Genomic DNA, 26629 nt, shown 5'->3' on the forward strand with positions numbered 1-26629 from the left:
CCCTTTGTGTTTTATTGACCGAGTTGACGGTCCATTTTCTTTATTGCATTAAAGAATTGATTTCTGAACGCATCTCGATCAACCGTGTGAAGAACCTTCACATTTTTTGGTAAGCCGGTACGCTCCATATAATCCACCACTGTTGTACCTGCAGTAAGTCGCCCCTCAGTTTCGACTTCTACATGGTAATCATCCCCTTTGAACAATTCAGGTGTGATGACATACGATACGGCACAGAGATCATGAATACGGATATTCGTTTCAAAGTTCTCTTCGTGGAATGGCGTTTGTTTAGTATTATGAATATAAAATTTCATCAGTGAACTCATATGTTGTGCCAGCTCTGTTCCAAGCTCTTCGATTTCTGCGATTTCGTCTACAGTAACATATGATTTATGTGTCAAATCTAGTCCGCTCATGACGATTGGAACACCTGACCGGAAGACGATATCAGCTGCATGCGGGTCAACAAATACGTTGAATTCGGTTGTTGGCGTAGTATTACCACCGACTGCCGCTCCGCCCATGTAGGAAATATAGCTGATTTTCTCTTTCACTTCCGGATGCGCTAAGAACAAAGCCCCGACATTCGTTAATGGACCGGTTGCAATCAGCACGATCGGTTCCGGGCTGTTCATCAGGACGTCTTTCATCGCGTCGATAGCAGTACGGCTGCTTTCCTGGATTGTCGGTTCTGGAAGAGTAATATCCCCAAGCCCGCTTTCCCCGTGAACGTCCGCAGCTACTTCAAGACGTCTGAAGAATGGTTCGTTTAAACCTCTCGCAATTTCAATGTCCTGTTTCATGTAACTCGTAAATGCCCGCGCGTTATAGATTGTCTTATCTTGTGTCTGATTTCCCGGTTCTGTCGTGATGAGCTTAATATCAAGCTCATCCGATGAAAACGCCAAAAGCAATGCCATGACATCGTCAATACCAGGGTCACAGTCGATGATGACCGGAATCTTGTTCATTTGATCGTCTCCTCTCCTGTCTTTACATATGCTGTACTTTCTCTAACGACAAGTGTTGGTGAAAAAATAGTAAAATCCGTTTTGCCGTGTTCAATTTGCTGAATGAGCAATTCGGCTGACTTCCTGCCCATCATGTACGTATCTTGACGAATCGTCGTCAATTTAGGAATGAGTGCAGAAATGAGCGGAATGTCATCAAAACCTATAACTGAAATATCTTGCGGAATCCCGACTCCCATTTCATGAGCCGCCCGGTAAACACCGCAAGCCATCAGATCATTGCAAGTAAAGATGGCTGAAACATTTTCGTTTTCGAGAATCTCTTTCGCATGCGAGTAACCTGATTCGAGAGAAAAATCCCCTTCCCGGATGATTGTCGGTTCAAGTCCAACTTCTTTCAGCGCCCGCTTGAAACCTTTCAACCGATCCCGTGAGTTTTTGATTGACTCCGGACCGGTGATGCAAGCCATTTTTTTGTGGCCCAATTGAATCAAATGCTGCCCCGCTAAATAGCCGCCTTCTTCATTTTCAAGAAAGACCCCCGGCACTTTCTCTCTTTCCATCCGGTCAAGCAGGACATAGTGCAAATTCTTCGAGTGCCTGTCCAAACTCGCTGAAGAAAGACCGGACTGGCTCGACAGAATAATTCCATCCACTTGCTGTTCTTTCAGAATCTTGATGTATCGTTCTTCTTTTTCTGCAGATGCATCGGAATTACAGATGACTAAGCTGTATCCGTATTTATTCGCTTCGTCCTCCGCACCCCTGCAAAGCTCCGGAAAAAATGGATTGGAAATGGTCGGTACAATAAGACCGATCAACTTGGATTGTTTCGTCACCAATCCCCTTGCCAGCCGGTTAGGCTGATATTCCAACTCTTCGATGACCCGAAGCACCTTTTCCCGGGTCTGTGCAGACATCCCCTCTTCCTTGCGATTTAGTACCCTTGACACAGTAGTAATCGATACACCGGCCTTCTTCGCAATGTCTTTTATCGTCCATTTTGCCATGGGCTCTCCACCTTTGTAGAGACTAATAGGAAAACGTTTTACGAAAACGTTTTCTCTATATTTCTTTTAATGTATTGCAACCGTTTTCAGAAGTCAATATCAAAAAATGGAAGAATCGAAATATTTTTGATTAGTTGATTTCTTGTAGGAGGGGGAATGGAGGTTGGTTGGTTGGTTGGAAAGTTTTGAATGTTGGTTGGAAAGTTTGGAGCATTGGTTGGAAACTTTTGTACTTTAGTTGGAAAGTTCTGAGCAATGGTTGGAAACTTTTGTGCAATGGTTGTAGACTTCGGGAATTTGGTTGTAAAGCAATTTTAGTAGATGAAAATCCCCACGCAGGCTTTAGTAAATAAACTTTGTTGTACACTTGGGTGATTTGATTGTAGACTTTCCTCCTATTGTAGTAGACTTCCTCTGCATGGTTGTAAACCTCAACACATTGGTTGTAGACATTGAGCATTTGGTTGTAAAGCAATTTTATTAGATAAAAATCCCACGCAAACCTTTAGTAAATAAACTAAGTGGTATACTCGGAAGATTAGATTGTACACTTTGCTCCTATTGTTGTAGACTTCCTCGGCATGGTTGTAAACTTCAACACATTGGTTGTAGACTTCGGGAATTTGGTTGTAAAGCAGTATATTAGATGAAATTCCCACGCAAACCTTTAGTAAATAGACTTTGGTGTACACTTGGTTGATTTGATTGTTGACTTTCCTCCTATTGTTGGAAACTTCAACACAATGGTTGTAGGCTTCGATCATTTGGTTGTAAACCTCTTATTAGAGGGAAACCTCAAAAATGAACTAAGTGGTATACTCGGAAGATTAGATTGTACACTTTGCTCCTATTGTTGTAGACTTCCTCCTCTTTGTTGTAAACCTCGACACATTGGTTGTAGACTTTCCCCATTTGGTAATAAACCCTCCCCAAAACATAAAAAAGGACAACCCCACAGCAGGATTGCCCTCTCTATTAATACCATAAATATTTAAAATAATTTTCCCAGCCGAATGATTTCCAAGATGACCACTCCGGCATTTCGGATGGCATCGGGAAGAAGACAGCGGGTGCATATGTGTAATCGTCAACTTGGTCATGATCTATCGCAAGATCCCCAAGTTCCAATCCTTCGACAATGACAGCCCGGTCTTTATAGTCGAATGGAGATAATACGCCTTTTCGCACTGCATACCCGTCTTCATTTACAATTGTAGCAACGGCAGACTCTTTAAACCGATCATCGAGCCATTCTGCTTTGACGCTTATTGCATCTTCGGCTTCGTTCACGATGATGGAGACATTTGCATTATTGGCGAATGGTAATGCTTCAATCGACTCGTTAGGTAAAACTCTCACTTCGTAATAGGCAAGTGGATTTTCTTCCTGATCCTTCGCTATCTTTTGATAGGCTGCTACCCATTCGTCGTCAGTCGAAGGTACTTGGGAAACGGATTGAACTGTTCCTTCGACCACCTTTTCCATTCCATCAGCCTGAATCAATACACGGGATTGTGGCTTAATATCCTGCCATTGTTCCCCGACCGCAAACGTAAGAATGTTCCGCTCCGTGCTGAAGATTTCAACTGCTAACTGCTCTCCAAGTGGATGGATTTTCGCTACGACACCGTCGACGGGGCTCAATACAGCAGAGTTCGACTCATCTTGTTGTAATTGTGCATCGAGAACTGCAATCTGGCGTTGCACATGGCCGAGTTCCTTTTCGAGCTCGGAAATCGCCGCGGCATATGCACCTTCGTCTGCGACGTTCACATCTACATCTACGTTCACGTCTGTCTGAGCATCACCTGTTCCGACACTTTCAGTCGTGTCAGCGGATGTCCGATTGTTTGAGGCAGCTCGTGAACGATCCGATTCCAGTCCACTTATTTGGCTTTCCAAGTCGTTTTCCTGTGACATCAGTGCTTGACGGTCTGCCTCCCAAACAGCTCGCTGCTCATCCGAACGTGCTGTGTTCAATGAAGCAATTTCCTGCCCCATCGTTACAGCATCCCCTTCTTTAACAAGCCACTCTTCCACATTTTCATCATCTGCTACATAGACAAAGTAGCTGTTAAGCGGGGCGACTAATCCTTCTTTCGGAAGCTCTTCCGTATAGTTTCCGGCAGTTAGTCGTTCATAGTCGTCTACGTACACTGTTTTAGTAATGACACTTTTCTCGCTGAATAGGAGAATTGCATTCGCTGCGATGAAACAAGTGATGAGAATCGCCACCGCAATATTGCCTAACTTACTCATTAGAGGCACCCCCTTCTACGACTTGAGCAAACCATGTATCAAATGGAACATAGCCCATAGCTGCCGTAAGAAGTGCCATCACCACGTGCAGGCCGATCAGCCCGAGGAGTAAATTCCTCGAATTCAGCTGAGGAGCAAATGCACGAATGAATCGGAACTGCAGTCCGATAATCAGTGCCGTGACAATGGATAATTGATTGAAGAAGAAGATGAAAAATGGTTGATCCATAAATGTCGCTGCAAGCGGCCCGAATGACAATAGGGATACAGGCGTTGTATAGCCGACAAGTGCAAAGATAATAAAAACGACTGCTTTCTCCATCAGTAACAACGCAGTAACAAATAGTTGCAAGATTAATAGATTCCGATAAGGAATGGATGTGAGTTTATGTAGTAAGTATGCGATTCCAAAGAAGTGGAATGCCATGTAGATCAAGGACCAGAGGATCGCTCCGATCAATGACACGATCCTTGCCAAACTGTATGTATCCAAACTTCCTTCAGATAGCAGCGGTGTCAGTTGCTCCGTGTTCATTCCCCAAAGTTCACGGAGTACGAATAATAGAACACCCAGAAGTCCGACCATAAGAACTCTTTTGTTGAATCCTCTCAGTTCTGTCTGATCGAACTGATTGATCGGCTGGGGTCCGGTCAAAAAATGCCAAAACCGAAATTCCGAGAACATAGATTCAATTCCACTCCATTTCAATATATATACAAGTTCTATGTCCACTCTATCAAATTCGACATTAAAAGTAACGTAATAGGATAGTAGTGTTTCTTTCATTTCCCACTTTTAGTTAATTAGTAATAGATCCCACTGAAAATTTGAACCTTTTAGCTTGTTCTAATTTGACGCTTGTTTCATATATCATATTAGATAAGGTTGGTGGACAGGTTTAATCCTTGAAATCGATACGTTATTACATAGAATCGTTAAGTTTTCGCCACTCAACGACGAAGAGTGAGAGTCTCGTATAATCTTTAACACTTTTGTCTACACTCTCTGTAACAAACTTCTGTTTCAAAACTACTAATCGCTATAACAGGCGATATTTCCCGGGAAATTGACAGAAAGGATGTGCTAAGAATGGATTTTGAGCGTTTTCTTAAAAATAATTGGCGAGACTTGGTGTTTGGTATTACTGGGTCGACATTGTTCATTCTTTTCCTATATTACTTCACGTCGATCTGACGGCAGCAACCAACCGGTAGCTGCTTTTTCTTTTGAAATAGAAAGCAATTTCAATGGAGGTTAGATTCCTCCGTTTAATCACCGTTGTTCTTTAATTGAACCCCACCTTCCATTTAAATTAATCTCCCCATAACTACAGCACCTCGAATTAATGGACTCCCCTTACCATAGCCACCATCACAATATCCTAATCTCTTCCTTTCCCCAACTCGACTCCCTTTTAAACCTCCCATATAAAAAACGGCCCTGGTTTCCCAGAGCCGTTCCAATACTTATTTCGTTTTTACAATTGTAATGGCATCCGTATCTTTGACTTTGAATGTCCAAAGACTTCCTTTGTTTGTGACCGGAGCATTTTTCCATTTGCCTTTACCGTCCAAATAGAATGTTTTAACATGTTTATGAACGACGTCGTTTCCGAAGTCCCACATGAACGTCAGCGGTTCATTCCATTTAATATTCGCTGCTTCGCCATCTTCATCAAAGAATCCGACAGAGAATGGTGCGACCATCGATTGGCCTTTACCTTTGTACGAGTAATCTGCATTCGAGTCGTAGACTACTGTCACGGAATCTCCCTCAACATTCACCAGTTTCTGCAATTGTTTTCCATTAAATGTTGCTTCAAAGAGACCGAAGTCGATTACGACACGTTTGCCTGTTTGTGCCCATTCATTTAATAAAGCATCAACTAAGACGACAGAAGTTTCTTCTAAGATTTCTTCCTCAGGCAGGACAAGACGAATTTCATCGTCACCTTCTTCTACTTCCCATTCGCCTTCTTCAATCACACCGTCAGCAGGTTTTTCCAATGATGTCTGGATCAACACCGGATCATGGTCACTCGCACGTCCATGTTCTTCCATGAATACAGAGTTAATGTGAACCATGTCGACTTCTGTACGATCAGCTAAGTTGTTCGACACTAAAATATGGTCAAGCACTTGGGAATTCCCTTGGTATGTGTATGAATATCGATCTTCCAAAGGCACTTCCTCAACCATGTTCGTCAAGATGGAGCCTTTCAACGCTTGTAATGGTGCAGAGAATTCAAAGTCGTTCATATCTCCAGCTACAATCACGTTCAGATTTTCATTTTGCTCCATTCCTTCTGAGATGAAGCTATTGATCATGCGAGCTAATTCAACCCGCTCTGCTTCAGAAGCTAAATATGGAGGCTGGTTTTTCCCGAATAAAGGCTGGTCTCCGCCTTTCGAATTCAAGTGGTTTGCAATCACTACTACTTTTTCACCGTTGAAGACAAATTCGGCAGCCAAAGACTTGCGCGTATCAGGGAATGATTCAGGTGCAATACGGCCAGGGTTTAAAGTCAATGAGCCATCTTCCCACGCAACCGCTTCATTTGTTCCGCCTTTTTCACCTTCGGCCAATTGAACACGGTCAGGATTGTAAATGAATCCTACACGGATATTACCGCCCGGCTGTCCGCCATCTTCTTTGTCAGCTGGCGCGATGTCCGTAAATGCATATTCCGGACCACCTGCTGCAACAATTGCATCTACTAACAACTGATAGCTTGCGGATGCGTCTGTTGTTCCATCATCAGTTGGACCATTGTTATCTTGTACTTCGACAAGTGACAAGATATCTGGCGCTTTCAACTCATTTACAATCGACTCGGCAATGCGTGCCACTTTGTCTTGAGAAGTTTCAGGAGAGAAGTTCTCCATATTATAAGCAGCCACCGTCAATTTCTCCGGATCCTTTTCAATCCAAGTCGTTTCAGGAGCTGTGTCGCCTTCGAAGATCGAAGGTACTTGTCCACCTGTCAATACTTTAAAGTTTGAGAATCCATAGCTTACGACACCAGTTACCGCTCCATTGAATCGGTCGCCAGCTTTTGCAATGAAGTTATTGCTTGTTTCAATAGTCAAACGTTCTGGATTGTAGTCATCTTCAAAGATATTCACACCACCGCCGTTATTGAAGAATGTATCGGTACCGTTTGGAACGACAAATACTTCACCATATTTTTGAGGTGCAACGACTTGAGGACTTTCCAATGTGACTAACATACCTTCTAATGATTCATAGAAATCGATACCATCTTCTTCCGGATCGAATTCTGCGAAGTTGTCGTTATCGATCACTTCCGTTGGAGGAATTAATCCGCCTTCACCAATTAAAACTGGTTCAGGCAATTCTGCTGTATTAATCTTTTCAACTGACACCGCATTTACTTCCGTCATCGCCAAGTCAGTTTCTAATTTCTCTGAGTACCCGTCAAGCACCCATTCTTTAACTTGTCCTTCAACGAGTACTACGTCGCCAACTTTAGCGCCGTGGTTTACTTTGTATACTAATAATCCTTCTGATGTATTCTCATTGTCATCCGGGAATAAATCTTGGATATATAGATTTCTACTATCTATTACAGATGTGACGACGCCAACAACACCTGACACAACCTGCCCTTCATATGGAGATACATGCCCTTCACCCTGAATTTCATGAATTCCGATTTCTCGTACTGTGATTGGATCAATCGGTTCGAATGGAGGCTCTTCTTCCCCACCGCCTGAACCATCAGCCCAAGTCATTACTGTTGGATTTTTAAGTCCTGCATGAGTGAAGTAAGCTTCCAGAGAACCTGTTACTCTTGCTTTCTTACCGATATTATCCGGATTCGTCTTCAATCCGAACTCCGGACGGAAATCTGTAGTTAATTGGACATATAACATGTTATCCGTATTTGTTTCATTTGGAGAATCTGCAATTGCAAAGTTTGTGTCTCCTCCGAAAGGTGGTTCTGTATCTACGCTATTTATCCCAGTTACGTTCCCGACAATATATCCTTCAACCGTCCCATTTCCGGAGTTGTTCGCGATCGCTTCCGCAACCGTTAATACGTCTTCCGCTTTCACACTAACCGGAATTGCTGCAGACAATACTAACACCATGGCCGCTAGTAGAGTGACAAACCGCTGTTTAACTACTTTTGCTTTTTTGTGCATGGTTTCTCTCCTTTGAATATAGTTTGTAGGCATGCCTACACTCCCATTCTACCGGTCCTATCCATAGATTCCCATGACTCCAATTTCTTATTTAGCAATTAATTCCAAGGTCGTGAATATAGACAATTACTTGAAAATGAACGCATAAAAATACCTATTCCGACATTCGAAATAGGCAATCTACACTTTCATTTTATTCAACTTCTATTCCTCCAACATCATGTTCTTTTAAGTAGGCCGTCAATTGCATGAACAATGTACGGTCACCTTCTATTAATGAACGATCTAAAAGCCGTTCAAAGTTCTCTTTTTCCAATTGGACAATCAGATTTTCTGCTTCTTTTGTCCACGTGACATCAGGATCTTTCCAATCCACTTCTATTTGCTGCATGATCGTTTGTAAATGGTTATGAATGTCTGATATGAGCAGCAGCTGATAGAGAGGGAGCCGGATAAACCGATTGCCATTTTGGAAAACGAAAATGTCACCTAAGTTTTCAACTTGATACGTATTCACATTAATCACGATCTCTTTCCCTTCTGCAGGGATGAATTCGAAAACTTCCTCCCCTTTTCGAATCGAGAAATACTCATAGTCAAAAATGAGCTTCATACTGTGATCTTCCTGGGTAATATAGAAAGGCTTCATCATTTCGACTTCCAACATGAGGCTGACCCCCTTTATATTGAAAATTCCGAATTCCGTTTCCATTAGTTTATCATACTCCTAAGAAAAAGTTAATCTTTTGAAATGCAAAGAACCTATCGAACTACTGATAGGTTCCAAATCCGGTATGTATTTACTTCATCCGATCATCAGTCCATCAATCGCTGAATAGGCGAGCAGGTCAGAAATGCAATCCGATCTTGTTTAAATTCCATTAAGTAGTGCGATAGAATCGTGAAGATTTCAGCATAGACCTTTTCGCTAATTTCTTCATGAACCATCAACGTCACGGTCCTACTATGCAGATTTACAATTAGACAATCAACAAATACCATATTGCCAATAGCGACTCTGAACGTGACAGTCGTTTGATCTGCCACAATGACAAGCCACTTTCTCAAATGCTCACGGCGATTTACGTATTGCTTCAGCTGTTTGCTGAAACTATTGATGTCTGATATGCATTGATGCATATTTTTAATTAACAGCTCATAATGATCCACTACCGACAGCCCCCTAATCCCTGACATTGCCGAAGTTTGTCTTTCCATAGCTGAGTATGTCTATTTACCTATAGTTTGCCAGTAAAATCATGGAAATACTTTGAAACTGACAAAACGACAATTTATTTAATTGACATTTTGTCAGTTTTGGAGAAAAAGGCCGAGCTATCCCTTACGTTATAACTAATATAATGGGAGGGATTCAGATGCCATTCGGTGATCATTTAAGAGAATATCGGGAAGAATATTTAAAGATCAAGCAGAAGGAAGCTGCTAACCGATTGGATGTCGATTCGACCGTCCTTTCCAATTACGAGCTGAACAAACGTGAAGTACCGCTCTATCTCCTACCGAAGATTAAGGAAATTTATGAAATCCCCGATGAACTTTTTTTACGGATGGTACTGGACATGCCATTGAAATCAGCAAAACCTCCAGTTGTCCCATTAACTGAACAAGCGAAAGAAATCCATGAGAAATATTTAGACCATTTTGTACGGGACCATGAGGAACTGATTCGCGAATCGAATGAACTTCGGGAACTCATTTCCTATGTTGCACGTTTCGACCAAAAGAAAAGAAGAATTCTTTTGAATGCAATCAAACAAATCATTGACATTTTTCCCGATACTGAAAAATAAGCACTTTCCTTCATTTACGGAACAGCAAGAAAAGCCGTATAATGGAAGGAAAGTGTTTTTTCATGGAGAGATGTTCAATGACAACGACGATGAACCAACTTTCAACGATTTATAGCTCGTCCATTGAGGATATGATGAAAAATATCGGCGAAGACCTTTTTCCTTGGAAAGCGGAAGATGAGGATATGGTGAGGCGTGCGACCTTTTTTGTTCGAAACGGTGCTGTAAAGCTCAATTCCTACGATATCAGAAGACAAATTGTATCGGCGACAGTGGCTGACGTTTCTCCAGCACGTGTCACGATGGATTTCATGGATGAGGAATTGGTATGCAGCTGTCATTCCGAAGGCATTTGCAGGCATATCCTCGCCTTCCTGTTCACCCTTTACATTCAACAGCATTCACTATCTAAATGGGTGACTGAATGGAAGTCAAAGGAAAACGAACAGCTCGCACTCTTTAAAGAAGACCGTTCACCAAAAACATGGGATCTCGTATTAACCCAAACGTTTGAACCAATCCATCATCTCTCAGCAGATACGGGTTACCATGCATTCGTGCAAAAATTATCTGCTTTCTCCCATAAGGCTGAGTCCTATACACCGTTCGAACGGGAATGGCGACCGATGTTCGAGGTCTATGTAAGATTTTATAAAATCCGAGCTGCTTGGCATATAGTAGCACAACATTTAGAAGACCATGACGGCAATCCTTGGGAATATGAACGCTGGTATTTCAACAGTTGGCTGGAAAACGAAACCGGCAAGTTATCCGAGGCACTTTCCCTTCTTGCGGGTAAGCCCCGTCTTTTTGCGACCGATGCTTTTTTTGCCGCCTTGCGGAATGAAGTACGGAACTTCGTCCAAACGGGTGAAGGACTTTTTAATCAGCGAATTTCGATTTACTTGGCATTTTGGGCAAACCTCTTTACCGAGAAAAAATGGCGCGAAGATGAAATGGGACTTCTAAAACAATCCAATTCAATTTCAAAGTCCTTCATGCTTAGTTTTTTCTATGTTTTATTGAAGCAACATGAAGATTTGCAACTGATGGTTAAGGATACGGCTCCAGACAATGTGGTGGAGTGGCTGACACTTGCCGGAATCGCCAATGATATCAATGATCAGGAATCTATCCGGATCATCATGGAAGCAATCTTTCCACATGTTGGGGAATTTCTTCATTCCTATCCCAAACCTGCCGACACCGGTTTTTATGTACAAAAAATGGAGGAACTCTACTCTCGTTCTGGTCTGTCCCCTGAAAAACGGGAACAGATTTACTACGCCTATGGACGACATGGAACTGAAGAATACGCTGAATTCCTATTGGAACAAAAGCGATATGCTGACTGGATTGCGCTTCACCACAGATTCAATACCCCTTATGAAGCGCTCGATTACAGTGGGTTGAAAACAGTCGCTTCAGAAGCGCCCGGCGTTATCCTTCCGCTTCTCCACGTGCATGCGATGAAATGTGTAGAAGAAAAGAATCGGACAAGTTACAAACAAGCGGTTCGGATTTGGAAACGGATGAAGACTGCCGCCCGGAAAAGTGGCAAGGCTGACTTTTATAACCGCTACATCTCGACGGTCGGCGAAAAGTATAAGCGGCTGCGCGCTTTGCGCGAAGAGATGGAGAAAGGGAATCTGACGTTATGACAAGTAGTTTTTCTATGAAAATGCAATTACAGGTATCCATTCGCCGGCTTCCTGATGGCCGGTTTTCTTTGAATGGAATCCATCAAGGCAGGCTGTTACCGATTGAACAACTCGTACACCTTCTCTATTTTTATGATGTGGACTCATTGTTCGGATTAGAACTGGAAACTCATGAAGATGGACTGGTCATTGATGGTTCAGAATTGCTGTCCATGATGGACCCGATGAATCGGCAGCCATTTATTGAGCTGATAGGCGCTGATGATTCAGCTGAAGAACTCCTTGAGACAGCTGAGGAAATCTCTCGGAACTGGAATGATATTGGTATTTGGCAGGCTGTAACCGTGCAAGAAGGACGGCTGATGATTGATTCTAAAAGAATTGCAGAATTATTCATTGGCGAAACCAACGCTCCTCTCACTGAACAGCTTCTTCATAATGCCATTGCCAATAAACTACAAACTTTAGGAGTGCACCCCGACCAACTGTCCTCTATGCTGGGCTATTTGCGTACGTATGGATGGCCGAGCCGTAATGAAAGTAATGAGAGCAACCTGCATGTGGCACTGAGGCTTTCAGAACCGGATGAAGAAGTTGATGAATGGATGCTTGAAACGGTTCTGATTGGGAAAAATGGTGTGGCACATTGGACGCCTTCCAGCCGAAAAAAGAATGCACCTATTCAGCTTGCAGTTCCGCCGAAATGGGAGGAATATGTGCCCTTCATCGAAGAGAAACAAGAAAAGATGCTGCGGCTCATCCAGCTTGATGCCGTGCCGGATCATTTGGAAAGCTTCCTGTCGATTCCGCTTACGGATGCAGATGTACGTTCTTTCTTAAAAAATGATTTATCCGCTCTGCAGGCTCTTCGTTTTGATGTCATTTTGCCTGGCTGGCTGAAGGAAGTGACAGAAACGAAGATGAAGGTCAGGTCGAGCGCCTCCACCGGTTCATTCAAATCAGCTGCCGGAATGAATGAAATCTTACAGTTCAATTGGAGTTTTTCATTAAACGGACAAGACATCTCCAAGGATGATTTCCAGCGTCTTGTGGATGAAAAGAGGGAGTTTATCCGAGCCGGGAACGAATGGTTCCGAATCGATGCCGAATGGCTACAGCGCATCCGAGAATTAATGGACCGTGCAGAGACAGAAGAATGGAAAGTGAAAGATCTCGTATTCCATGAGTTGCCGGAGGAAATCAATCTTCAATTGGATGATGATGATGAAGAGGAAATCGATCCTCTGTTCCAATTTGAACTTCAGCAATCTCTTGCTCAATACGCAAAGCAGATCCATAGCAAAAAAGGCTTACCGAAAGTACCACCTTCCCCTTACTTACTAGCTGAACTGCGTCCTTACCAAGTGGAAGGATTGGAGTGGCTTGTATTTATGCGTGAAGCCGGCTTTGGGGCAGTCTTAGCAGATGACATGGGACTTGGAAAAACAGTGCAGCTAATTAGTTACTTATTGCATGTACATCGGTCAAACCATGCCGATCGTCCTTCTCTCATCATCTGCCCAACTTCCGTTTTAGGGAACTGGCAAAAAGAACTCGATCGGTTCGCACCTGAATTAAAAGTGTTCGTCCATTATGGCCAATCCCGGGCAAAAGGTGAGAAATTGGATGAAGTGATTCGGTCATCTGCTCCGGATATCGTTATGACAACGTATGGAACTGCCTCCCAAGACGTTTCGGAATTGACGGAGCAGCACTGGGCAAGCATCACGCTTGATGAAGCGCAAAACATCAAGAACATGCATACGAAGCAATCGAAGGCAATCCGCAAGCTGCATGGTGAACATCATATAGCACTTACTGGGACACCTGTCGAAAACCGGCTTTCAGAGCTTTGGGCAATATTCGACTTTGTTCATCATGGATACCTCGGCAGCTATAATAAATTCGTGGAGAACTTCATTGGCCCGATTGAGCGGGATGATTCGGAAAATCATAAACGGAAGCTGCGTAATAAAATCGGACCGTTCCTGTTAAGACGTTCTAAAACTGATCCTGAACTCCTCCTGAATCTCCCGGAGAAGATGGAACAGTTGGAGTTCTGTCCGCTGACTACAGAGCAGGCTGCCCTGTACGAGAGCTTTTTGGCAGATTCGAAAATGAAATTGGAAACACTTACTGGCTTCGAGAAAAAGGGTCTTATTTTAAAGATGTTAAGTAAACTGAAACAGCTTTGTAACCACCCTGCTCTATATTTGAAAGAGCCGTTTCAACCGGCTGCTGAAATGATGGAGCGTTCAGAGAAATTGAACCGCCTCATTACGTTGGCTGCCGACATCGCTTCAAGCGGGGAGCAGTGCCTGATTTTTACGCAATACATCGGTATGGGGCAACTGATCCAGCACTGCCTGGCAGAATTATACGACATAGATGTGCCGTTCCTAACCGGTAGGATGCCAAAGCATCAACGTGACCAGTTAGTCGAGGCCTTCCAACAACATGAATTCCCGATTTTCATCTTGTCCTTGAAGGCTGGCGGTACAGGTCTTAACCTGACGGCTGCTAACCATGTCCTTCACGCTGACAGATGGTGGAATCCTGCTGTTGAGAATCAGGCAACTGACCGGGCTTATCGAATCGGCCAAACCCGTTTTGTCCATGTCCATAAGTTCGTGACAATCGGTACAATTGAGGAGAAAATTGATAAATTACTCACCGAAAAGCAATTACTTTCTGATGAGTTAATCCAATCCAGTAAATGGCTTACAGAATTGTCCGATGAGGAATTGGAAGATTTGTTGAGGTTTGATGCATAAACCATTTTGAAACCGACCGGTCCCCACCGGTCGGTTTCTCTGCTTTTCATCAGATCCTACATGTTTCTCTCTTACGTTTCACTTTTTGATTCTCCATCATTATTTAATTGTCCACTCTATCGGTTCAACGTTAAATGCATCATCCTCGCTTCCTTGTTCATGCGCTCGGCTTGGCGCTCCATTTCCAAGGCGATGACCCGCTCATTCAACGAAGCGACAATTCGGATGAGCTGTTCAATCTGCCTTTCCATTTTCTTTACTTGATCAGTTTGTTTAGTCATATTTTTCTTCCCTTCTCGGACTTGTATGGTAACGAGATGGTTTTAATGCCATTGGGCGGTCATCCAATGGTTTCCCTAAGCATGTGCGACAACTTCTTCCTCTTTCGGCTGATGGAATTCAGCCGGTGGAGGTGGGAGAGGATCAGTACGCGGACTACTATTGTCCGTCCGTTGTTTCGTTGCGAGGAATCTGACTTCATCCGCTACGACTTCTGTGACGAAGACCCGTGTTCCATCCTCACGCTCGTATGTTCTTGATTGGATTCTGCCGTTCACTCCGACAAGTGAACCTTTACCGCAATACTTTACGGTATTCTCTGCAACTTTGCCCCAAACTGTACAGAGAACAAAATCCGCTTCAACTTCACCCTTCTGGTTTTTAAAGTTCCGGTTAACCGCCAGGATGAAGCTTGACTGGACACGACCTTCGGACAGCTTCTTCAGCTCCAAATCTTTCGTGATCCGTCCTACCATCGCTACTATGTTCAAGTGCTTCCCTCCTTTCCTCTAATTGACCTCATCATAAGCTTGGTGAGTTTTATAAGCAAAAGCGCAAAACATCCTTTTCGTACGGAATGGCCATTCAAAACTCACTTTTCGACAGTCGACTATTTTTCTTTTCTTTCCTAAAGCCCGTTATCTCTACGTGGCGCTCATTTTAGAAAATAAAAATTTGGCATCTCTAAAGAATACACATCACTATGCTATAATAGGGCCAAATAAGTCGGGAAAGGCGGTTCTGTATGAAGTCATTCAAAATGCTCACAATCGGAGTAGTCGAAAACGAAGAGATTGTAGACTATCCTTTACAGGACGGTATTTGCATTAATCAAGAAAATAGTCATCGCTCCTGGATTTTAGAAGCCTATACTGACCGGAAATTCAAAGAAATATTCGAGAAGTATGAGAAATCCCAGGAACCGATCGATGTACGGGTAGTCATTTCTTACCCTGAAAACGAACCAGCCGCCTTTAACGTCGTAGTTTATGCCGTGAAGGAAATTGGTGAAAACATTTCAGTTTTAATGAAGGGAACTTTAAAGAGGATCCGAAGCCAATATGCAGAGCAATTACTGGAACAATTACTTGAAGAAGGACTTTCAGACGGGGAATTGCTTGAAGGTTTTAAAGAAGGCATGAAGTCGCGGCCAAGATTGAAGAAAGACCGGACATAAGAGGAAGACTACGCCGCGTCCTGGCTGCTCCACCGCTTCGCAAAATTGCTGGGCAGTTATTTGGCACGCCTTTGTACCAACAAGAAAAGCTTCCGGTTAAAACCGGAAGCTTTCTTCATAAGTTCCATTATCGCATACCGCCGCCATTACCATTTGGAGCAGCGTTGTTGTTTCCGTTCATATCAGGAGTTCTAAGATCTTTATCATTCAAACGGTCTGTTCCGTTTCCGTTCAGTCCGTCATTTGTTCCAGTACCACCGTTGTTCATCGTGCCATTTCCATTATTATCTTGGAACCCATCGAAGTTGTTCACATCGTTGTTATCCCCAGTGTCAGGCACCCATTGGTTAGTACGGTCGTTGACGTCTTGCATTGGCGTTTCGTTATTATTCGGCAGTGCCCCGTTGTCATTGTTGTTACAAGCAGTAAGCACTAAACCAGTTGCCATTAGCAACGGAATCGACTTTTTCCACATGAAAAATTCCCTCCTTTCGGCTCAATTGTCACATGGTTCACATGCGATAATGTAGGTTGGCCTAAAAAAGAGGGAACTATCCCGAGATTGTTATTCCTGTTTTTGCTTCTCTTTCAAAATTTGCTCCACGTATGAAGCTTCTGCTTTACAAGCATACTCATAGTGCGTATCAAACTTTTCCTGAAGTATTTCAATATCAGCAATTTGCTGTTCGGATGGCGGCTCAGATAAAATTTTTTCAATGGTTTGATTGATCTTTTGTGCCAACTCTTCATGGAATTGCGGGTTTATTTTGACGTCCTCCGGCACGGAATTGTACCAGGATGCTTTTGTCGTTATATATTCTTTCCAGCTGTCAATAAAATCCTTCAAATCGAATTTATCTTCATCCCACTGGATATTTGCCATATACTGCTCGAACGTTGTGGTGATGGATCGAGTAATACTGCTTTTAATATTTCCGGATAAGTCCTTGTACATTTAGATCGTTAACCTCCTACGTTAACAGCTGCCATCATACAAACATATAAACCTCATTTTATCGAAACTTGTCGATTAAGGCAAATCAGCTATTATTCCGCTGCTTTTGGACCAATGGCGAACAAAATGTCCGCTTCACAGGCAATTTCACCATCAACTGTTGCCACAGCATGGCCTTTGCCCATCGTACCTCTCAACCTGACGAATTCCACTTCTAAACGAAGTTGATCACCGGGTTGAACTTGGCGTTTGAAACGTGCATTATCGATTCCTGTCAGGAACGCAAGCCGTCCACGATATTCTTCCTTCTGCAACAATGCCACACCGCCAACTTGTGCGAGTGCCTCTATGATCAATACCCCAGGCATGACTGGATAACCCGGAAAATGTCCATTGAAGAAGTCCTCATTGATAGAGACGTTTTTGATGCCCACCGCTCTTTTTCCTTCTTCGATTTCCAAAATACGATCGACGAGTAGGAATGGATAACGGTGAGGTAGGATTGCTTGAATTTCAGTTGCATTTAACATGGCCTTTCCTCCCATTCTTTATGTATAAATCAGGCTTGTTCCGCCTAATGATAACAAAAGCGCTACACGCAAGTTACTTCAAAATTAGAACTACTGGCGGACGCTTTCCGCGGGCTCGCGCCAAGCCTCCTCGGCTGCGCCTGTGGGGTCTTGGACTGTCTCGCTGTCCCGCAGGAGTCGCCGCCTTCCGTTCACCAAATATTAAACCATCATCATTTATCAACATTAATAAATATCTATATGGTAACAATGAAGAAAGAGCCGGTTACGACTCTTTCCCTTGGATAATATTTAAAAGATGTATCCATGTATCCCATTTTAATGCATTTGCCGGTTCCCCGTCGCCTACTATACCGTATCCGACGACAAGTCCGCCTGCCGCTGCTCCAGCTAATAAAAGCAGAACGATCAGAATGCGGACCCAAATTGGAAAGAGCCGAATTTGAACCCAGACTGTCCGCTTTTCTTCTCCATCTTCTTTTTGCTTACGGAAACGTTTAAAAGGATTTGTCTTATTTGCAGGCTTCTCCTCTAACTTCCGTTCTATACGTCGATTGGAAGTAGTACCGGAGGCACTGTCGTTCATTTTTTCAATCATGTTTGACCCCCGAATCAGCGGATTCCATTAATCAGACCAAGCATCTGATCAGCAAGTGTGACGGCTCTCGCATTGAATTGGTAAGACCTTTGCGTATTAATGAGTTCCGTCATTTCCTTTGTCATATCAACATTTGAAGCTTCCAAAGCTCCATTTTGCATCCCGATGTCTGCGCGGTCCGCTCCGACCATTTCAGTCAGTACATCCTCCGGCGCTACGCCTAAATCAGCCATATTTACCGGCAAAGTCATATACGTATCGGATAAATGCTGCATCAGTTGCGGACGCTCAACGACTGTAACACCAAGCTGAATTTGTTCCGTTGTACCATCAGCGTAGCTTACGTTCAGCGTACCGCCATCACCGTGTCCATAGTTTGATGCATTTTCCCCAAACCTAATCGCATCACCATTCGCATCAGCTACCGGATAGCCATCTCCGTTCACCAGCATTAATTGGCCGTTCTCAACAGGTGTTACATAGAATGCCCCTTGTCTTGTATAGACCGTCTGTTGGCTTCCACCTTCTCCTGGCATTAACACATTAAAATACTGTTTTGGTGCAGTAAATGCAAAATCCAAGCCACGGTCCGTCGGCTGTAATGTACCGACTTTCCAGTTCATTTGCACTTGGCTAAGTGCAGCTCCGGCGCCATATCGGATTCCGACAGGTGTTTGCCGTGGTGCGGCGTCTTTCTTATCGTTATTGAACTGCTGATAAAGCAACTCTTGGAATTTTACATCCCTTGCTTTATATCCAGGCGTTGATGTATTTGAAAGGTTATTCCCGATGACATCCATTTGAGATTGCAGCTGGCTCATTGTATTCGTTGCTGTAATCATCGTTCTTAGCATGCCGTTTCCTCCTTACTTATCCTCAATTGACACGACCCACTTCATTCACAGCTTTTTCCATGCTTCGGTCATATGCTTGAAGGATTTTCTGATTCGCTTCAAACGCACGGTAAGCCGTTAGAAGTTCCGTCATCGTTTTGGAAGGATCAACAGTGGAGCCTTCTAAGAACCCTTGTTGCATGGAGAAGGTAACGCCTTCCTCCCCATAAGCGGACGGAAGATTACCATTTTCACCGGTACTGAATAGTCCATTATCCTGTTTCAAAAGAAGTTCTGGATTATTGGCGAATGAGATTCCAATTCTCGCTACTTCCCCATCTTCCTGCATGATCCGTCCATCAGGAGTCACCGAGAAGTTGTCGTTCTGAAGCTGAATCCTCTCACCGGTTTCGGAAAGAACATACAGCCCTTGAGGATTCACTAAGTAACCATCCGCATCAAGCGTCAAGTTCCCATTCCTCGTGTAGAGCTCCTGTCCTTCCCCGTTTTCAAGACGGAAGAAGATCGCTCCAGCGACTCCTGTTGCTGGATCCGCTGGCATTGCTCCATCAACAAGTGCAAGGTCCGTCGTCAATTCTGTTTCCCGAATTTGGCCTTGTATAAATTGAGGAATCGTCTCTTGCAAATAAACGCCTGTATTCACTGCACCAACTTGTTTTGCAGTTTTCAAGTTCAAGTTTTTTTGAACCGGAATGTTCGTGCTACCGATCCGCGATAGCAGCATATCCGGGAATGACCGGACGACAGATTGATCAGCCTTAAAACCTGGAGTGTTCGCATTTGCCATGTTGTTCGTCAGTAATTCAGTTCTCCGTTGCTGGGCCACCATTCCGGATGCCACTGTATAAAATCCGCGGAACATAATTTTTCACCTACTGTTTTATTTTACTTTATCTATATTTTCAAGCATAAGTCCGGTTCCTTTTGCCACACAGTCCATCGGTTCTTCAGCCACAAATACCGGTACTTTCAACTCATCAATGAGAAGTTGATCAAGTCCATGTAGCAAAGCGCCACCACCCGTTAAGATAATTCCACGATCGATAATATCAGCAGACAGCTCAGGCGGCGTGCGTTCCAATACGTTTTTCGTCGCTTGTACAATCAGTGCAATCGGCTCACTTAAAGCCTCTTCCACTTCTTCTGACGTAATGGTAATTGTACGTGGAAGGCCCGTCACCATATCTCGTCCGCGAATATCCATCTCTTCTTTACGTCCGTTCCTAAAGACGGAACCGATTTTGATCTTAATATCTTCTGCTGTGCGATCGCCGATCAACAGCTTATGTTTTTTCTTTATATACTGCAGAATATCGTGATCGAATAAATCTCCCGCCACTTTGATTGATTCAGAAGTTACGATATCGCCCATGGAAAGGATTGCGACATCCGTTGTCCCACCGCCGATGTCGATGACCATATTACCGGAAGGTTGGAAAATATCCATGCCAGCCCCAATTGCAGCCACTTTCGGCTCCTCCTCTAAATAGACCTTCTTCCCTCCGGATTTCTCAGCCGCTTCACGAATCGCTTTTTGCTCTATGCTCGTAATATTCGTCGGACAGCAGATGAGAATTTTCGGTTTAGAAAGGAATCCTTTCACGTTCAATTTATTTATAAAATGCTTAAGCATGGCTTCCGTAACGTCAAAATCGGCAATGACGCCGTCTTTCAATGGACGAATGGCGACAATGTTCCCCGGTGTCCGCCCGACCATTTGACGCGCTTCTTCGCCAACTGCCAACACACGGTTGGTTGACTTATCGATTGCCACAACCGATGGCTCATTCAGTACAATCCCTTTCCCTTTTACATGGATGAGCACATTGGCTGTGCCAAGGTCGATTCCGATATCTTTAGCAAACATTCAGCTGTTTCCCCTTCCAACTGTTGGTTTCACGTTCATCTTATCTTCTAATATACTATTTTAGCATACGTGTAATAGGAATAACATACTGTATTTCCTACGAATTCCCACTTGAATTAATCCTTTTCTCTTACATCGGTAAATATTAGAAATTGTTGAGTAATTATAATAAGGGATGTATAATAGCCATTGGCCACTATACATCCCTCTATCATTCAAGTTTCTATTGAATATAAGCTTTTTATTAATGTTTCTAACATGGCCGGCATTTCTATGAATGCACTATCCACATGAAGCCGCTCCGTTTTCTGATGCGGATCTTTCCCGAAAGGACCTACATTCAGCACAGGACCTCTCAATCTTGCCATATCTTCAAATGGGATGCTGTAGGTTTCTCCCCAAACAGGTGTATTCTTTTCAAAAGCTGTCCATCCGTTTCCTGCATCCTCGTAATTCAAATAACTCAAGTCGCATATACCATTGAAATAGTGTACCTGTGTAATGGTATTGTTGAATGTGAGTGCAGACTTCTTCACCACTTCAATGGCAGCTTTTGCAACAGGATGGGTAGATGTATTCACCGCCGGATAATAAGGCGGGGCAAACAAAATGACAGTTGCAGGTGCCAGCTCCTGACATTGGATCATTAGCTGATCAACAATCCGTAACGATTTTTCACGATCATCCCATTCCTCATTACTTAAAACCACTTGCTTAAGAAGGTTTACCTCTAACTCCCCCAACTTTTTCAGAGCATATGTCAAAAGCTCTTCATAGCGAAGTACTTTGACACTTCCGACTCCACACACCTGCTCACGCTCACAGATTTTTCGGTAATCTTCATTGAGCGCTGCCATCGCATCTTTGGCAACTGATTCAAACAGCTCCATCACTTCAGAAGCTGTGCGTTTGAATAAAAACACATTATAAAGAGCTGCGGCACGATACGGTGTCTGGGTTGAATAGTTAAGCTTCAAATCCTTTTGCTGCAACGAAACAGGAAGAGGAGTGCTTTCACCAAGGTCCGTTTCACGGAAGCAAGCGTTGAACTCCATCCGTTGGGTCAAATAACTTGCGATATAATTCGCTGTCATCCCCTTCATCGGTTCCCCGACATGTGTCTCTTTTCCGTAAAACAGTGCAGCTGGCATTATTTTGCCGATAGAACCGGAATATACGTACTCTTCGATATCTGCCGGATTTTGCGTGAAGCTTGGTTCACTGTTCAAATACAGCACGTAGTTCAAGCCGAACTCTTCCTGGATCTCCACCAATTTCGGTACAACAGCCCGCATTCCTGCCGAATTCACTTCTTCGTCCGGAACAGTCGTTAAAATTAGATTGATTGGCCACTCTTCCGCACTTGCTTTCTCAATAAGCTGCATATGAAGAGCTAAGCCCATTTTCATGTCCATAGTTCCTCTTCCGAATAAATACTTTCCCGATAACAAATCTTCTTTTGCGTTTTCAGGTAAAACGGAAGGATCCTCCATCAACTTTGCAGTTAGTTCTTCCGGCCGGCAAGAAAGCGGTTCAAGCGTTCCATACTCCCCAGTTTCCACCGTATCGAAATGGCTGATCAGGACCACTGTATCGACAGCAGATGGATGTTTATAGATGGCTGTCACGGCACTTCTTTCAGAGTCAGCTTCATGCAGCCTTATATGTGTTGGATTCTCTTTAAAGTAATTGAGCTTTCCCAATCGTTCATGTAGCTTCAAAGCAAATTCCTTTTCGCCATCCGACAACGTTATACTTTTCCAGCTCACCAGCTCATTCAGCAATGCCCTCAGCTTTTCTGGTGTATCCCACAAGAACTGTTCTCTCGTCAATAATTGCTCCATCCCCATTCTCCTTATAAAAGATATCTATCTACTAAGGCATACACATTATTTTCCACTTAACTATTAAGAATATATGCTCTGCAAAGTATGGAGGTCAATAGCTTTAGAGAAAAATAAAAAGAGCTGCCCTTCACCGGAATTACTCCGGTGTTTGGGACAGCTCCTTTTCTTGGCTGATCTCGTCTATTTTCTGCATCCACTTTTGTCTTGTCGCCTCGCCTCCACGTAAATGGCGAATCGATTTGTGGTAAGCTAAAATTTCGCTGACCTCTTTCGATAACGCTTCATTCACGAGAGGGAGACGCTCAGTCAAGTCTTTGTGTACAGTACTTTTCGAATAGCCTGTTGTGTTGGCCAAGGCCCTCACAGTCAAACCCGTTTCCTTCAGCAGTTCTCCAAGCCGCAAACATCGATGCCGGATATGTTCGTGCACATTCTCTTCCTTTCCTAATGTACGAACGTTTTCCTCCAATTTATGCGGGAGAACCTGATTTCAGAACGAATTCTTAGAATGCAAGATAAGACTGTGGGTTTTGGTATACGCCGTCTTGTAATACTTCAAAATGAAGGTGGACTCCAGCAGTTGGATTCCATTCATTTTCAGTAGTTGTTGCAAGAGGATCACCTTGAACTACTTGGTCGCCTTCTTTAACTAAAACACCAGTAACAGAACGATAGACTGTCTTCATGCCATTTGCATGCGATAGGATGACTTCATTGCCCATGAACGGATCGGAAGTCACTTTTTCTACTGTTCCGCTCATAGCTGCCAATACTTCAAATGGCTCGTTATTCATTGAAACTGTAATTCCATTGTTTGTTACATATGTTTGATTGAACACAAGTAACGCACTTTCACGGGACTCCGCATCCGCTTCTACATCATAGAATCTTTGAAGTACCTTCATATTTTCTAAGTTTGCTTCGTCAAATGGATACTTCAGTTTTTCTGCACTGGCGTTTGTTTCAACTGTTACTTGACCGCCCTTGCCACCATCGGCAACTTCACCGGAGTCCTTCGAGGAATCATCCATAAGTGCTGTGTAACCCCAAATCATGCCTACGAATAACACTGCAATTCCACCATAGATTGCTGGCCAGAACCACGCTTTTTTCTGCTTACTAGTTTGAGAAGTTTGTTTCGTTTTGTCTTCTCTCATTTTCATCACCTCAATTGCATTGTCTGCAAGTTAAGATGATTTTAAACATGCTTCTTCCTCAATTGGAAAATTTTTTATTTCAGTATTTTGATAGTAGTAGGTTAAAATGTCCTCCGCCTTCCAATCTTCTCTTGCGAACGCTTCCGCTCCGTATTGGCTCATCCCCACGCCATGTCCATAACCTGTCGTTGTAATATGGACAATTTTGTTTGATAGATCGTACGCAATATCAAAATCAGTAGATGGCAGCTTTAGTTTGTCCCGTACTTCACGACCTGTAAACGTATAGGCTCCGGCGACCATCGTCTGTACCCGCCCAGAAGCATTCCGTATAAGTTTCAAATCTTTGAATAGATCATCATTCCACTCAAAACCGAGTGCTTTGTTCCAATCAAATAAGGGCACCTCAAATGTATTACTGAAGTTTGGAGCGATTTCAGCTTCCTTTGAACTTTCGACACTATTTAAGTAAGGGATTGCATTTCCGCTATAGTTTTTAGCTGTTTCCGTCATTCCGTTGCTCGTAGAAAAGAACATGGCTGTAATTAGCTTGTCCTCATAAAAAATGACTTGGCCCTTTGTAGCTTTTACCGCTTCCCTCACTTTCGTTTCGTTTTCTTTAAATGATTTTCCCCATCTCTCTTTTCGCTCTTTTTCTGAACGATAGACTTGGTGTTCCACCGTAGGCTGAATCGGTTTTTGTCCATTCTCTGTGAGCCGAAGCACGTAAGTTCTCGAAGCAATCGCTTGAGCTTTTAATGCTTCAGGATGGAAAATGGCCGGCATTTCCCCAGCCACTACACCGACCACATACTCTTCAAGTGGGATTTGTCTTGTCTCACCCTCTACGGTGAGCATGATCACACATTCATCCTCTTGAACAATTTCTACGATGGAATTACTACTTTCTGCACGTTCGATTAGTAGAATCGGTGTAAAGAATAGAGATAAGGCGAGCAAGAGGAACGCGGCAGCAATTAAATAAAGCGGATTGAATTTCTTATACTTCCATTTCCATTTGAGTCTTGCTAGTTGTTTTCTCATAGTTCCACTATATGAATTAGTTTTGAAAATATGAAAAACCCATTGGTTTAAGAGAACAGTAATTCTCATAAAACAACGGGCTTTCTCCGGAACCAAGCCTATAGGCCTGGTCCGGTGCGATTATACAGTTTGTACTTCTTTTTCTTCTTTGACTTCTGGTGAAATGCGGATAATATCTGCACCTAATGATGCAAGTTTTAAGTGGAAGTTCACATAACCGCGGTCTAAGTGTTTCAATTCAGTAACACGCGTAATGCCTTCTGCTCGGAGACCTGCCAAGATCAATGCAGCAGCTGCACGCAAGTCTGTTGCAGCAACTTCAGCTCCTTGAAGGTCAGACGGTCCATTCATAATGACAGAACGGCCCTCAATTTTAACAGATGCATTCATTCGCCGGAATTCTTCCACGTGCATGAAACGATTTTCGAATACAGTTTCAGTTAACACACCCGTCCCATTAGCTGTCAACATCAATGCCATTATTTGTGATTGCATGTCAGTTGGGAAGCCTGGATATGGCATTGTTTTAATATCAACAGATTTTAATGGATCATTCGCACATATGCGAAGTCCATCCTGTTCTTCTAAAATCGATACACCCATTTCCTGAAGCTTAGAAATTAAAGCTGCGCTATGTTCAGGCACCGCATTTTCAATAATCACATCTCCACGAGTTATCGCAGCAGCAATCATGAATGTACCCGCTTCAATCCGATCAGGAATAATATGGTGAACAGCACCGGACAGTTTTTGGACGCCTTCGATCCGGATTGTATCCGTACCTGCTCCAATTACACGACCGCCCATTTCGTTGATAAAGTTAGCCAAATCCACAATTTCAGGTTCTTTTGCTGCGTTTTCAATAACTGTTGTACCCACAGCAAGAGCAGCAGCAGTCATAATATTTTCTGTTGCACCAACACTTGGGAAGTCAAGATAGATTTTCGCTCCTTTTAACTTTCCAACTGTTTTCGCTTCAACGTAGCCGTGTCCAAATGAAATGGATGCACCCATTGCTTCGAAGCCTTTTAAATGCTGATCGATCGGACGGGATCCGATTGCACAGCCTCCAGGAAGTGCTACACGGGCAAAGCCGTTTCGTGCCAAAAGTGGTCCCATGACCAATATAGATGCTCTCATTTTCCGAACATATTCAAACTGCGCTTCGCTTGATAAAGGATATTGGGAGTTGATGATGACCTCGTTGCGATCAGGGGAAAACGAAACATCTGCTCCTAAGCTTTTCAATACTTCATTAATTGTATAAACATCCGCTAAGTTTGGTACATCACGAATGACATTTTTACCTTCAGTTGCTAATAATGCAGCAGCCAATACTGGTAGTACAGCATTCTTTGCTCCCTCTACCCGTACTTTCCCATTCAGTTGGCGGCCACCAGTAACCACGATCTTCTCCAAATTAAGTCCCTCCGACTTCTATTGTCAATTCCATAATCTATTTACATTCCAAGTCATATACTTCTTTTTTGAGACAATAAAACAACCTCAATCATACCGATTTTCTTGGCTTAAGACAAGGACCGTTTGTCTTATTTTGTGATAATTTGTCGTACTATAAGATACGTGCCAACCATAATTTTTGTGTCGGTTGATTTCAATTGTTATGTATCAATGGAAGTATTTCTACAGGGTAGTTTCCCG

At 43.3% G+C, this 26629-nt stretch carries 25 protein-coding genes; 4 read left to right on the forward strand and 21 right to left on the reverse strand.

The window, feature by feature from the left end; all coding sequences use genetic code 11:
* Positions 1-11: 11 nt before the first annotated feature.
* The 7 genes from ACFOZY_RS09445 to ACFOZY_RS09475 all read right to left on the reverse strand — a co-directional run bounded on the left by ACFOZY_RS09445 (position 12) and on the right by ACFOZY_RS09475 (position 9583).
* A complete protein-coding gene (locus ACFOZY_RS09445; protein ID WP_378154696.1) occupies positions 12-974 on the reverse strand; it encodes a nucleoside hydrolase in 963 nt (320 codons plus the stop codon).
* A complete protein-coding gene (locus ACFOZY_RS09450; RefSeq protein ID WP_378154698.1) occupies positions 971-1984 on the reverse strand; it encodes a LacI family DNA-binding transcriptional regulator in 1014 nt (337 codons plus the stop codon). The genes ACFOZY_RS09445 and ACFOZY_RS09450 overlap by 4 nt, the downstream gene beginning before the upstream one ends.
* Before the next feature lie 975 nt (positions 1985-2959).
* Positions 2960-4243 (reverse strand): HlyD family secretion protein, encoded by a 1284-nt coding sequence (locus ACFOZY_RS09455; protein ID WP_378154701.1) that lies wholly within the window; start codon positions 4241-4243, stop codon positions 2960-2962.
* The gene (locus ACFOZY_RS09460) at positions 4236-5030 is read right to left on the reverse strand and encodes a hypothetical protein (protein WP_378154703.1); all 795 of its coding nucleotides are present in this window, start codon (positions 5028-5030) and stop codon (positions 4236-4238) included. The genes ACFOZY_RS09455 and ACFOZY_RS09460 overlap by 8 nt, the downstream gene beginning before the upstream one ends.
* Before the next feature lie 680 nt (positions 5031-5710).
* Entirely contained in the window at positions 5711-8413 is a 2703-nt protein-coding gene (locus tag ACFOZY_RS09465) for a DUF6359 domain-containing protein (RefSeq protein WP_378154705.1), read from the reverse strand.
* Positions 8414-8606: 193 nt separating this feature from the next.
* Complete coding sequence (locus ACFOZY_RS09470) at positions 8607-9080, reverse strand: hypothetical protein (protein ID WP_378154707.1); 474 nt, start codon at positions 9078-9080, stop codon at positions 8607-8609.
* 149 nt (positions 9081-9229) lie between these two features.
* On the reverse strand, positions 9230-9583 hold the full coding sequence (locus ACFOZY_RS09475) for a hypothetical protein (protein WP_378154709.1): 354 nt from the start codon (positions 9581-9583) through the stop codon (positions 9230-9232).
* Positions 9584-9789: 206 nt separating this feature from the next.
* Between ACFOZY_RS09475 and ACFOZY_RS09480 the strand changes: the two genes are divergently transcribed.
* The 3 genes from ACFOZY_RS09480 to ACFOZY_RS09490 all read left to right on the forward strand — a co-directional run bounded on the left by ACFOZY_RS09480 (position 9790) and on the right by ACFOZY_RS09490 (position 14659).
* On the forward strand, positions 9790-10224 hold the full coding sequence (locus ACFOZY_RS09480; protein ID WP_378154711.1) for a helix-turn-helix domain-containing protein: 435 nt from the start codon (positions 9790-9792) through the stop codon (positions 10222-10224).
* A gap of 77 nt (positions 10225-10301) precedes the next feature.
* The gene (locus tag ACFOZY_RS09485; RefSeq protein ID WP_378154713.1) at positions 10302-11885 is read left to right on the forward strand and encodes a hypothetical protein; all 1584 of its coding nucleotides are present in this window, start codon (positions 10302-10304) and stop codon (positions 11883-11885) included.
* Between the two features lie 14 nt (positions 11886-11899).
* Positions 11900-14659 (forward strand): DEAD/DEAH box helicase, encoded by a 2760-nt coding sequence (locus ACFOZY_RS09490; protein WP_378154715.1) that lies wholly within the window; start codon positions 11900-11902, stop codon positions 14657-14659.
* A gap of 116 nt (positions 14660-14775) precedes the next feature.
* Here the strand turns inward: ACFOZY_RS09490 and ACFOZY_RS09495 are convergent, their stop codons facing one another.
* Both ACFOZY_RS09495 and ACFOZY_RS09500 read right to left on the reverse strand, forming a co-directional pair.
* Positions 14776-14940: a hypothetical protein gene (locus ACFOZY_RS09495; protein WP_378154717.1), complete on the reverse strand. Its 165-nt coding sequence runs from the start codon at positions 14938-14940 to the stop codon at positions 14776-14778.
* 75 nt (positions 14941-15015) lie between these two features.
* Entirely contained in the window at positions 15016-15429 is a 414-nt protein-coding gene (locus tag ACFOZY_RS09500; RefSeq protein WP_378154719.1) for a single-stranded DNA-binding protein, read from the reverse strand.
* Positions 15430-15683: 254 nt separating this feature from the next.
* Between ACFOZY_RS09500 and ACFOZY_RS09505 the strand changes: the two genes are divergently transcribed.
* Entirely contained in the window at positions 15684-16115 is a 432-nt protein-coding gene (locus ACFOZY_RS09505) for a YwpF family protein (protein WP_378154721.1), read from the forward strand.
* A 127-nt stretch (positions 16116-16242) separates the two neighbouring features.
* Here ACFOZY_RS09505 and ACFOZY_RS09510 read toward each other — a convergent pair whose 3' ends face one another.
* The 12 genes from ACFOZY_RS09510 to murA form a co-directional block, all read right to left on the reverse strand.
* Positions 16243-16590 (reverse strand): hypothetical protein, encoded by a 348-nt coding sequence (locus tag ACFOZY_RS09510; protein ID WP_378154724.1) that lies wholly within the window; start codon positions 16588-16590, stop codon positions 16243-16245.
* A gap of 90 nt (positions 16591-16680) precedes the next feature.
* Positions 16681-17070 (reverse strand): hypothetical protein, encoded by a 390-nt coding sequence (locus ACFOZY_RS09515; protein ID WP_378154726.1) that lies wholly within the window; start codon positions 17068-17070, stop codon positions 16681-16683.
* Positions 17071-17162: 92 nt separating this feature from the next.
* Positions 17163-17600: a 3-hydroxyacyl-ACP dehydratase FabZ gene (gene fabZ / locus ACFOZY_RS09520; RefSeq protein WP_378154728.1), complete on the reverse strand. Its 438-nt coding sequence runs from the start codon at positions 17598-17600 to the stop codon at positions 17163-17165.
* 265 nt (positions 17601-17865) lie between these two features.
* Positions 17866-18198, reverse strand: a complete 333-nt coding sequence (locus ACFOZY_RS09525; RefSeq protein ID WP_378154730.1) for a DNA-directed RNA polymerase subunit beta — start codon at positions 18196-18198, stop codon at positions 17866-17868.
* A gap of 14 nt (positions 18199-18212) precedes the next feature.
* A complete protein-coding gene (locus ACFOZY_RS09530; protein WP_378154732.1) occupies positions 18213-19052 on the reverse strand; it encodes a flagellar hook-basal body protein in 840 nt (279 codons plus the stop codon).
* Between the two features lie 22 nt (positions 19053-19074).
* A complete protein-coding gene (locus tag ACFOZY_RS09535; protein ID WP_378154734.1) occupies positions 19075-19914 on the reverse strand; it encodes a flagellar hook-basal body protein in 840 nt (279 codons plus the stop codon).
* Between the two features lie 18 nt (positions 19915-19932).
* On the reverse strand, positions 19933-20919 hold the full coding sequence (gene mreB / locus ACFOZY_RS09540) for a rod shape-determining protein (protein ID WP_378154736.1): 987 nt from the start codon (positions 20917-20919) through the stop codon (positions 19933-19935).
* A gap of 215 nt (positions 20920-21134) precedes the next feature.
* Entirely contained in the window at positions 21135-22763 is a 1629-nt protein-coding gene (locus ACFOZY_RS09545; RefSeq protein WP_378154738.1) for a M20/M25/M40 family metallo-hydrolase, read from the reverse strand.
* 139 nt (positions 22764-22902) lie between these two features.
* Positions 22903-23196 carry a sporulation transcriptional regulator SpoIIID gene (locus ACFOZY_RS09550; RefSeq protein ID WP_378154740.1) on the reverse strand — a complete coding sequence of 98 codons (294 nt, stop codon included), beginning with the start codon at positions 23194-23196 and terminating at the stop codon, positions 22903-22905.
* Positions 23197-23269: 73 nt separating this feature from the next.
* Positions 23270-23923 (reverse strand): peptidoglycan DD-metalloendopeptidase family protein, encoded by a 654-nt coding sequence (locus tag ACFOZY_RS09555; RefSeq protein WP_378154742.1) that lies wholly within the window; start codon positions 23921-23923, stop codon positions 23270-23272.
* Between the two features lie 30 nt (positions 23924-23953).
* The gene (spoIID, locus tag ACFOZY_RS09560; RefSeq protein ID WP_378154744.1) at positions 23954-24967 is read right to left on the reverse strand and encodes a stage II sporulation protein D; all 1014 of its coding nucleotides are present in this window, start codon (positions 24965-24967) and stop codon (positions 23954-23956) included.
* 120 nt (positions 24968-25087) lie between these two features.
* Positions 25088-26386 (reverse strand): UDP-N-acetylglucosamine 1-carboxyvinyltransferase, encoded by a 1299-nt coding sequence (gene murA / locus ACFOZY_RS09565; RefSeq protein ID WP_378154746.1) that lies wholly within the window; start codon positions 26384-26386, stop codon positions 25088-25090.
* Between the last annotated feature and the right edge of the window lie 243 nt (positions 26387-26629).

Source organism: Chungangia koreensis (assembly GCF_042651785.1).
Taxonomy (GTDB): domain Bacteria; phylum Bacillota; class Bacilli; order Bacillales_A; family Planococcaceae; genus Chungangia; species Chungangia koreensis.

Excerpts from the sequence above, each read along its gene's own strand:
- ACFOZY_RS09445 (WP_378154696.1), bottom strand. The coding sequence starts at position 974 with ATGAACAAGATTCCGGTCATCATCGACTGTGACCCTGGTATTGACGAT.
- ACFOZY_RS09450 (WP_378154698.1), bottom strand. The coding sequence starts at position 1,984 with ATGGCAAAATGGACGATAAAAGACATTGCGAAGAAGGCCGGTGTATCG.
- ACFOZY_RS09455 (WP_378154701.1), bottom strand. The coding sequence starts at position 4,243 with ATGAGTAAGTTAGGCAATATTGCGGTGGCGATTCTCATCACTTGTTTC.
- ACFOZY_RS09460 (WP_378154703.1), bottom strand. The coding sequence starts at position 5,030 with ATGAAAGAAACACTACTATCCTATTACGTTACTTTTAATGTCGAATTT.
- ACFOZY_RS09465 (WP_378154705.1), bottom strand. The coding sequence starts at position 8,413 with ATGCACAAAAAAGCAAAAGTAGTTAAACAGCGGTTTGTCACTCTACTA.
- ACFOZY_RS09470 (WP_378154707.1), bottom strand. The coding sequence starts at position 9,080 with ATGTTGGAAGTCGAAATGATGAAGCCTTTCTATATTACCCAGGAAGAT.
- ACFOZY_RS09480 (WP_378154711.1), top strand. The coding sequence starts at position 9,790 with ATGCCATTCGGTGATCATTTAAGAGAATATCGGGAAGAATATTTAAAG.
- ACFOZY_RS09485 (WP_378154713.1), top strand. The coding sequence starts at position 10,302 with ATGACAACGACGATGAACCAACTTTCAACGATTTATAGCTCGTCCATT.
- ACFOZY_RS09490 (WP_378154715.1), top strand. The coding sequence starts at position 11,900 with ATGAAAATGCAATTACAGGTATCCATTCGCCGGCTTCCTGATGGCCGG.
- ACFOZY_RS09495 (WP_378154717.1), bottom strand. The coding sequence starts at position 14,940 with ATGACTAAACAAACTGATCAAGTAAAGAAAATGGAAAGGCAGATTGAA.
- ACFOZY_RS09505 (WP_378154721.1), top strand. The coding sequence starts at position 15,684 with ATGAAGTCATTCAAAATGCTCACAATCGGAGTAGTCGAAAACGAAGAG.
- ACFOZY_RS09510 (WP_378154724.1), bottom strand. The coding sequence starts at position 16,590 with ATGTGGAAAAAGTCGATTCCGTTGCTAATGGCAACTGGTTTAGTGCTT.
- ACFOZY_RS09515 (WP_378154726.1), bottom strand. The coding sequence starts at position 17,070 with ATGTACAAGGACTTATCCGGAAATATTAAAAGCAGTATTACTCGATCC.
- fabZ (WP_378154728.1), bottom strand. The coding sequence starts at position 17,600 with ATGTTAAATGCAACTGAAATTCAAGCAATCCTACCTCACCGTTATCCA.
- ACFOZY_RS09525 (WP_378154730.1), bottom strand. The coding sequence starts at position 18,198 with ATGATTGAAAAAATGAACGACAGTGCCTCCGGTACTACTTCCAATCGA.
- ACFOZY_RS09530 (WP_378154732.1), bottom strand. The coding sequence starts at position 19,052 with ATGCTAAGAACGATGATTACAGCAACGAATACAATGAGCCAGCTGCAA.
- ACFOZY_RS09535 (WP_378154734.1), bottom strand. The coding sequence starts at position 19,914 with ATGTTCCGCGGATTTTATACAGTGGCATCCGGAATGGTGGCCCAGCAA.
- mreB (WP_378154736.1), bottom strand. The coding sequence starts at position 20,919 with ATGTTTGCTAAAGATATCGGAATCGACCTTGGCACAGCCAATGTGCTC.
- ACFOZY_RS09545 (WP_378154738.1), bottom strand. The coding sequence starts at position 22,763 with ATGGAGCAATTATTGACGAGAGAACAGTTCTTGTGGGATACACCAGAA.
- ACFOZY_RS09555 (WP_378154742.1), bottom strand. The coding sequence starts at position 23,923 with ATGAGAGAAGACAAAACGAAACAAACTTCTCAAACTAGTAAGCAGAAA.
- spoIID (WP_378154744.1), bottom strand. The coding sequence starts at position 24,967 with ATGAGAAAACAACTAGCAAGACTCAAATGGAAATGGAAGTATAAGAAA.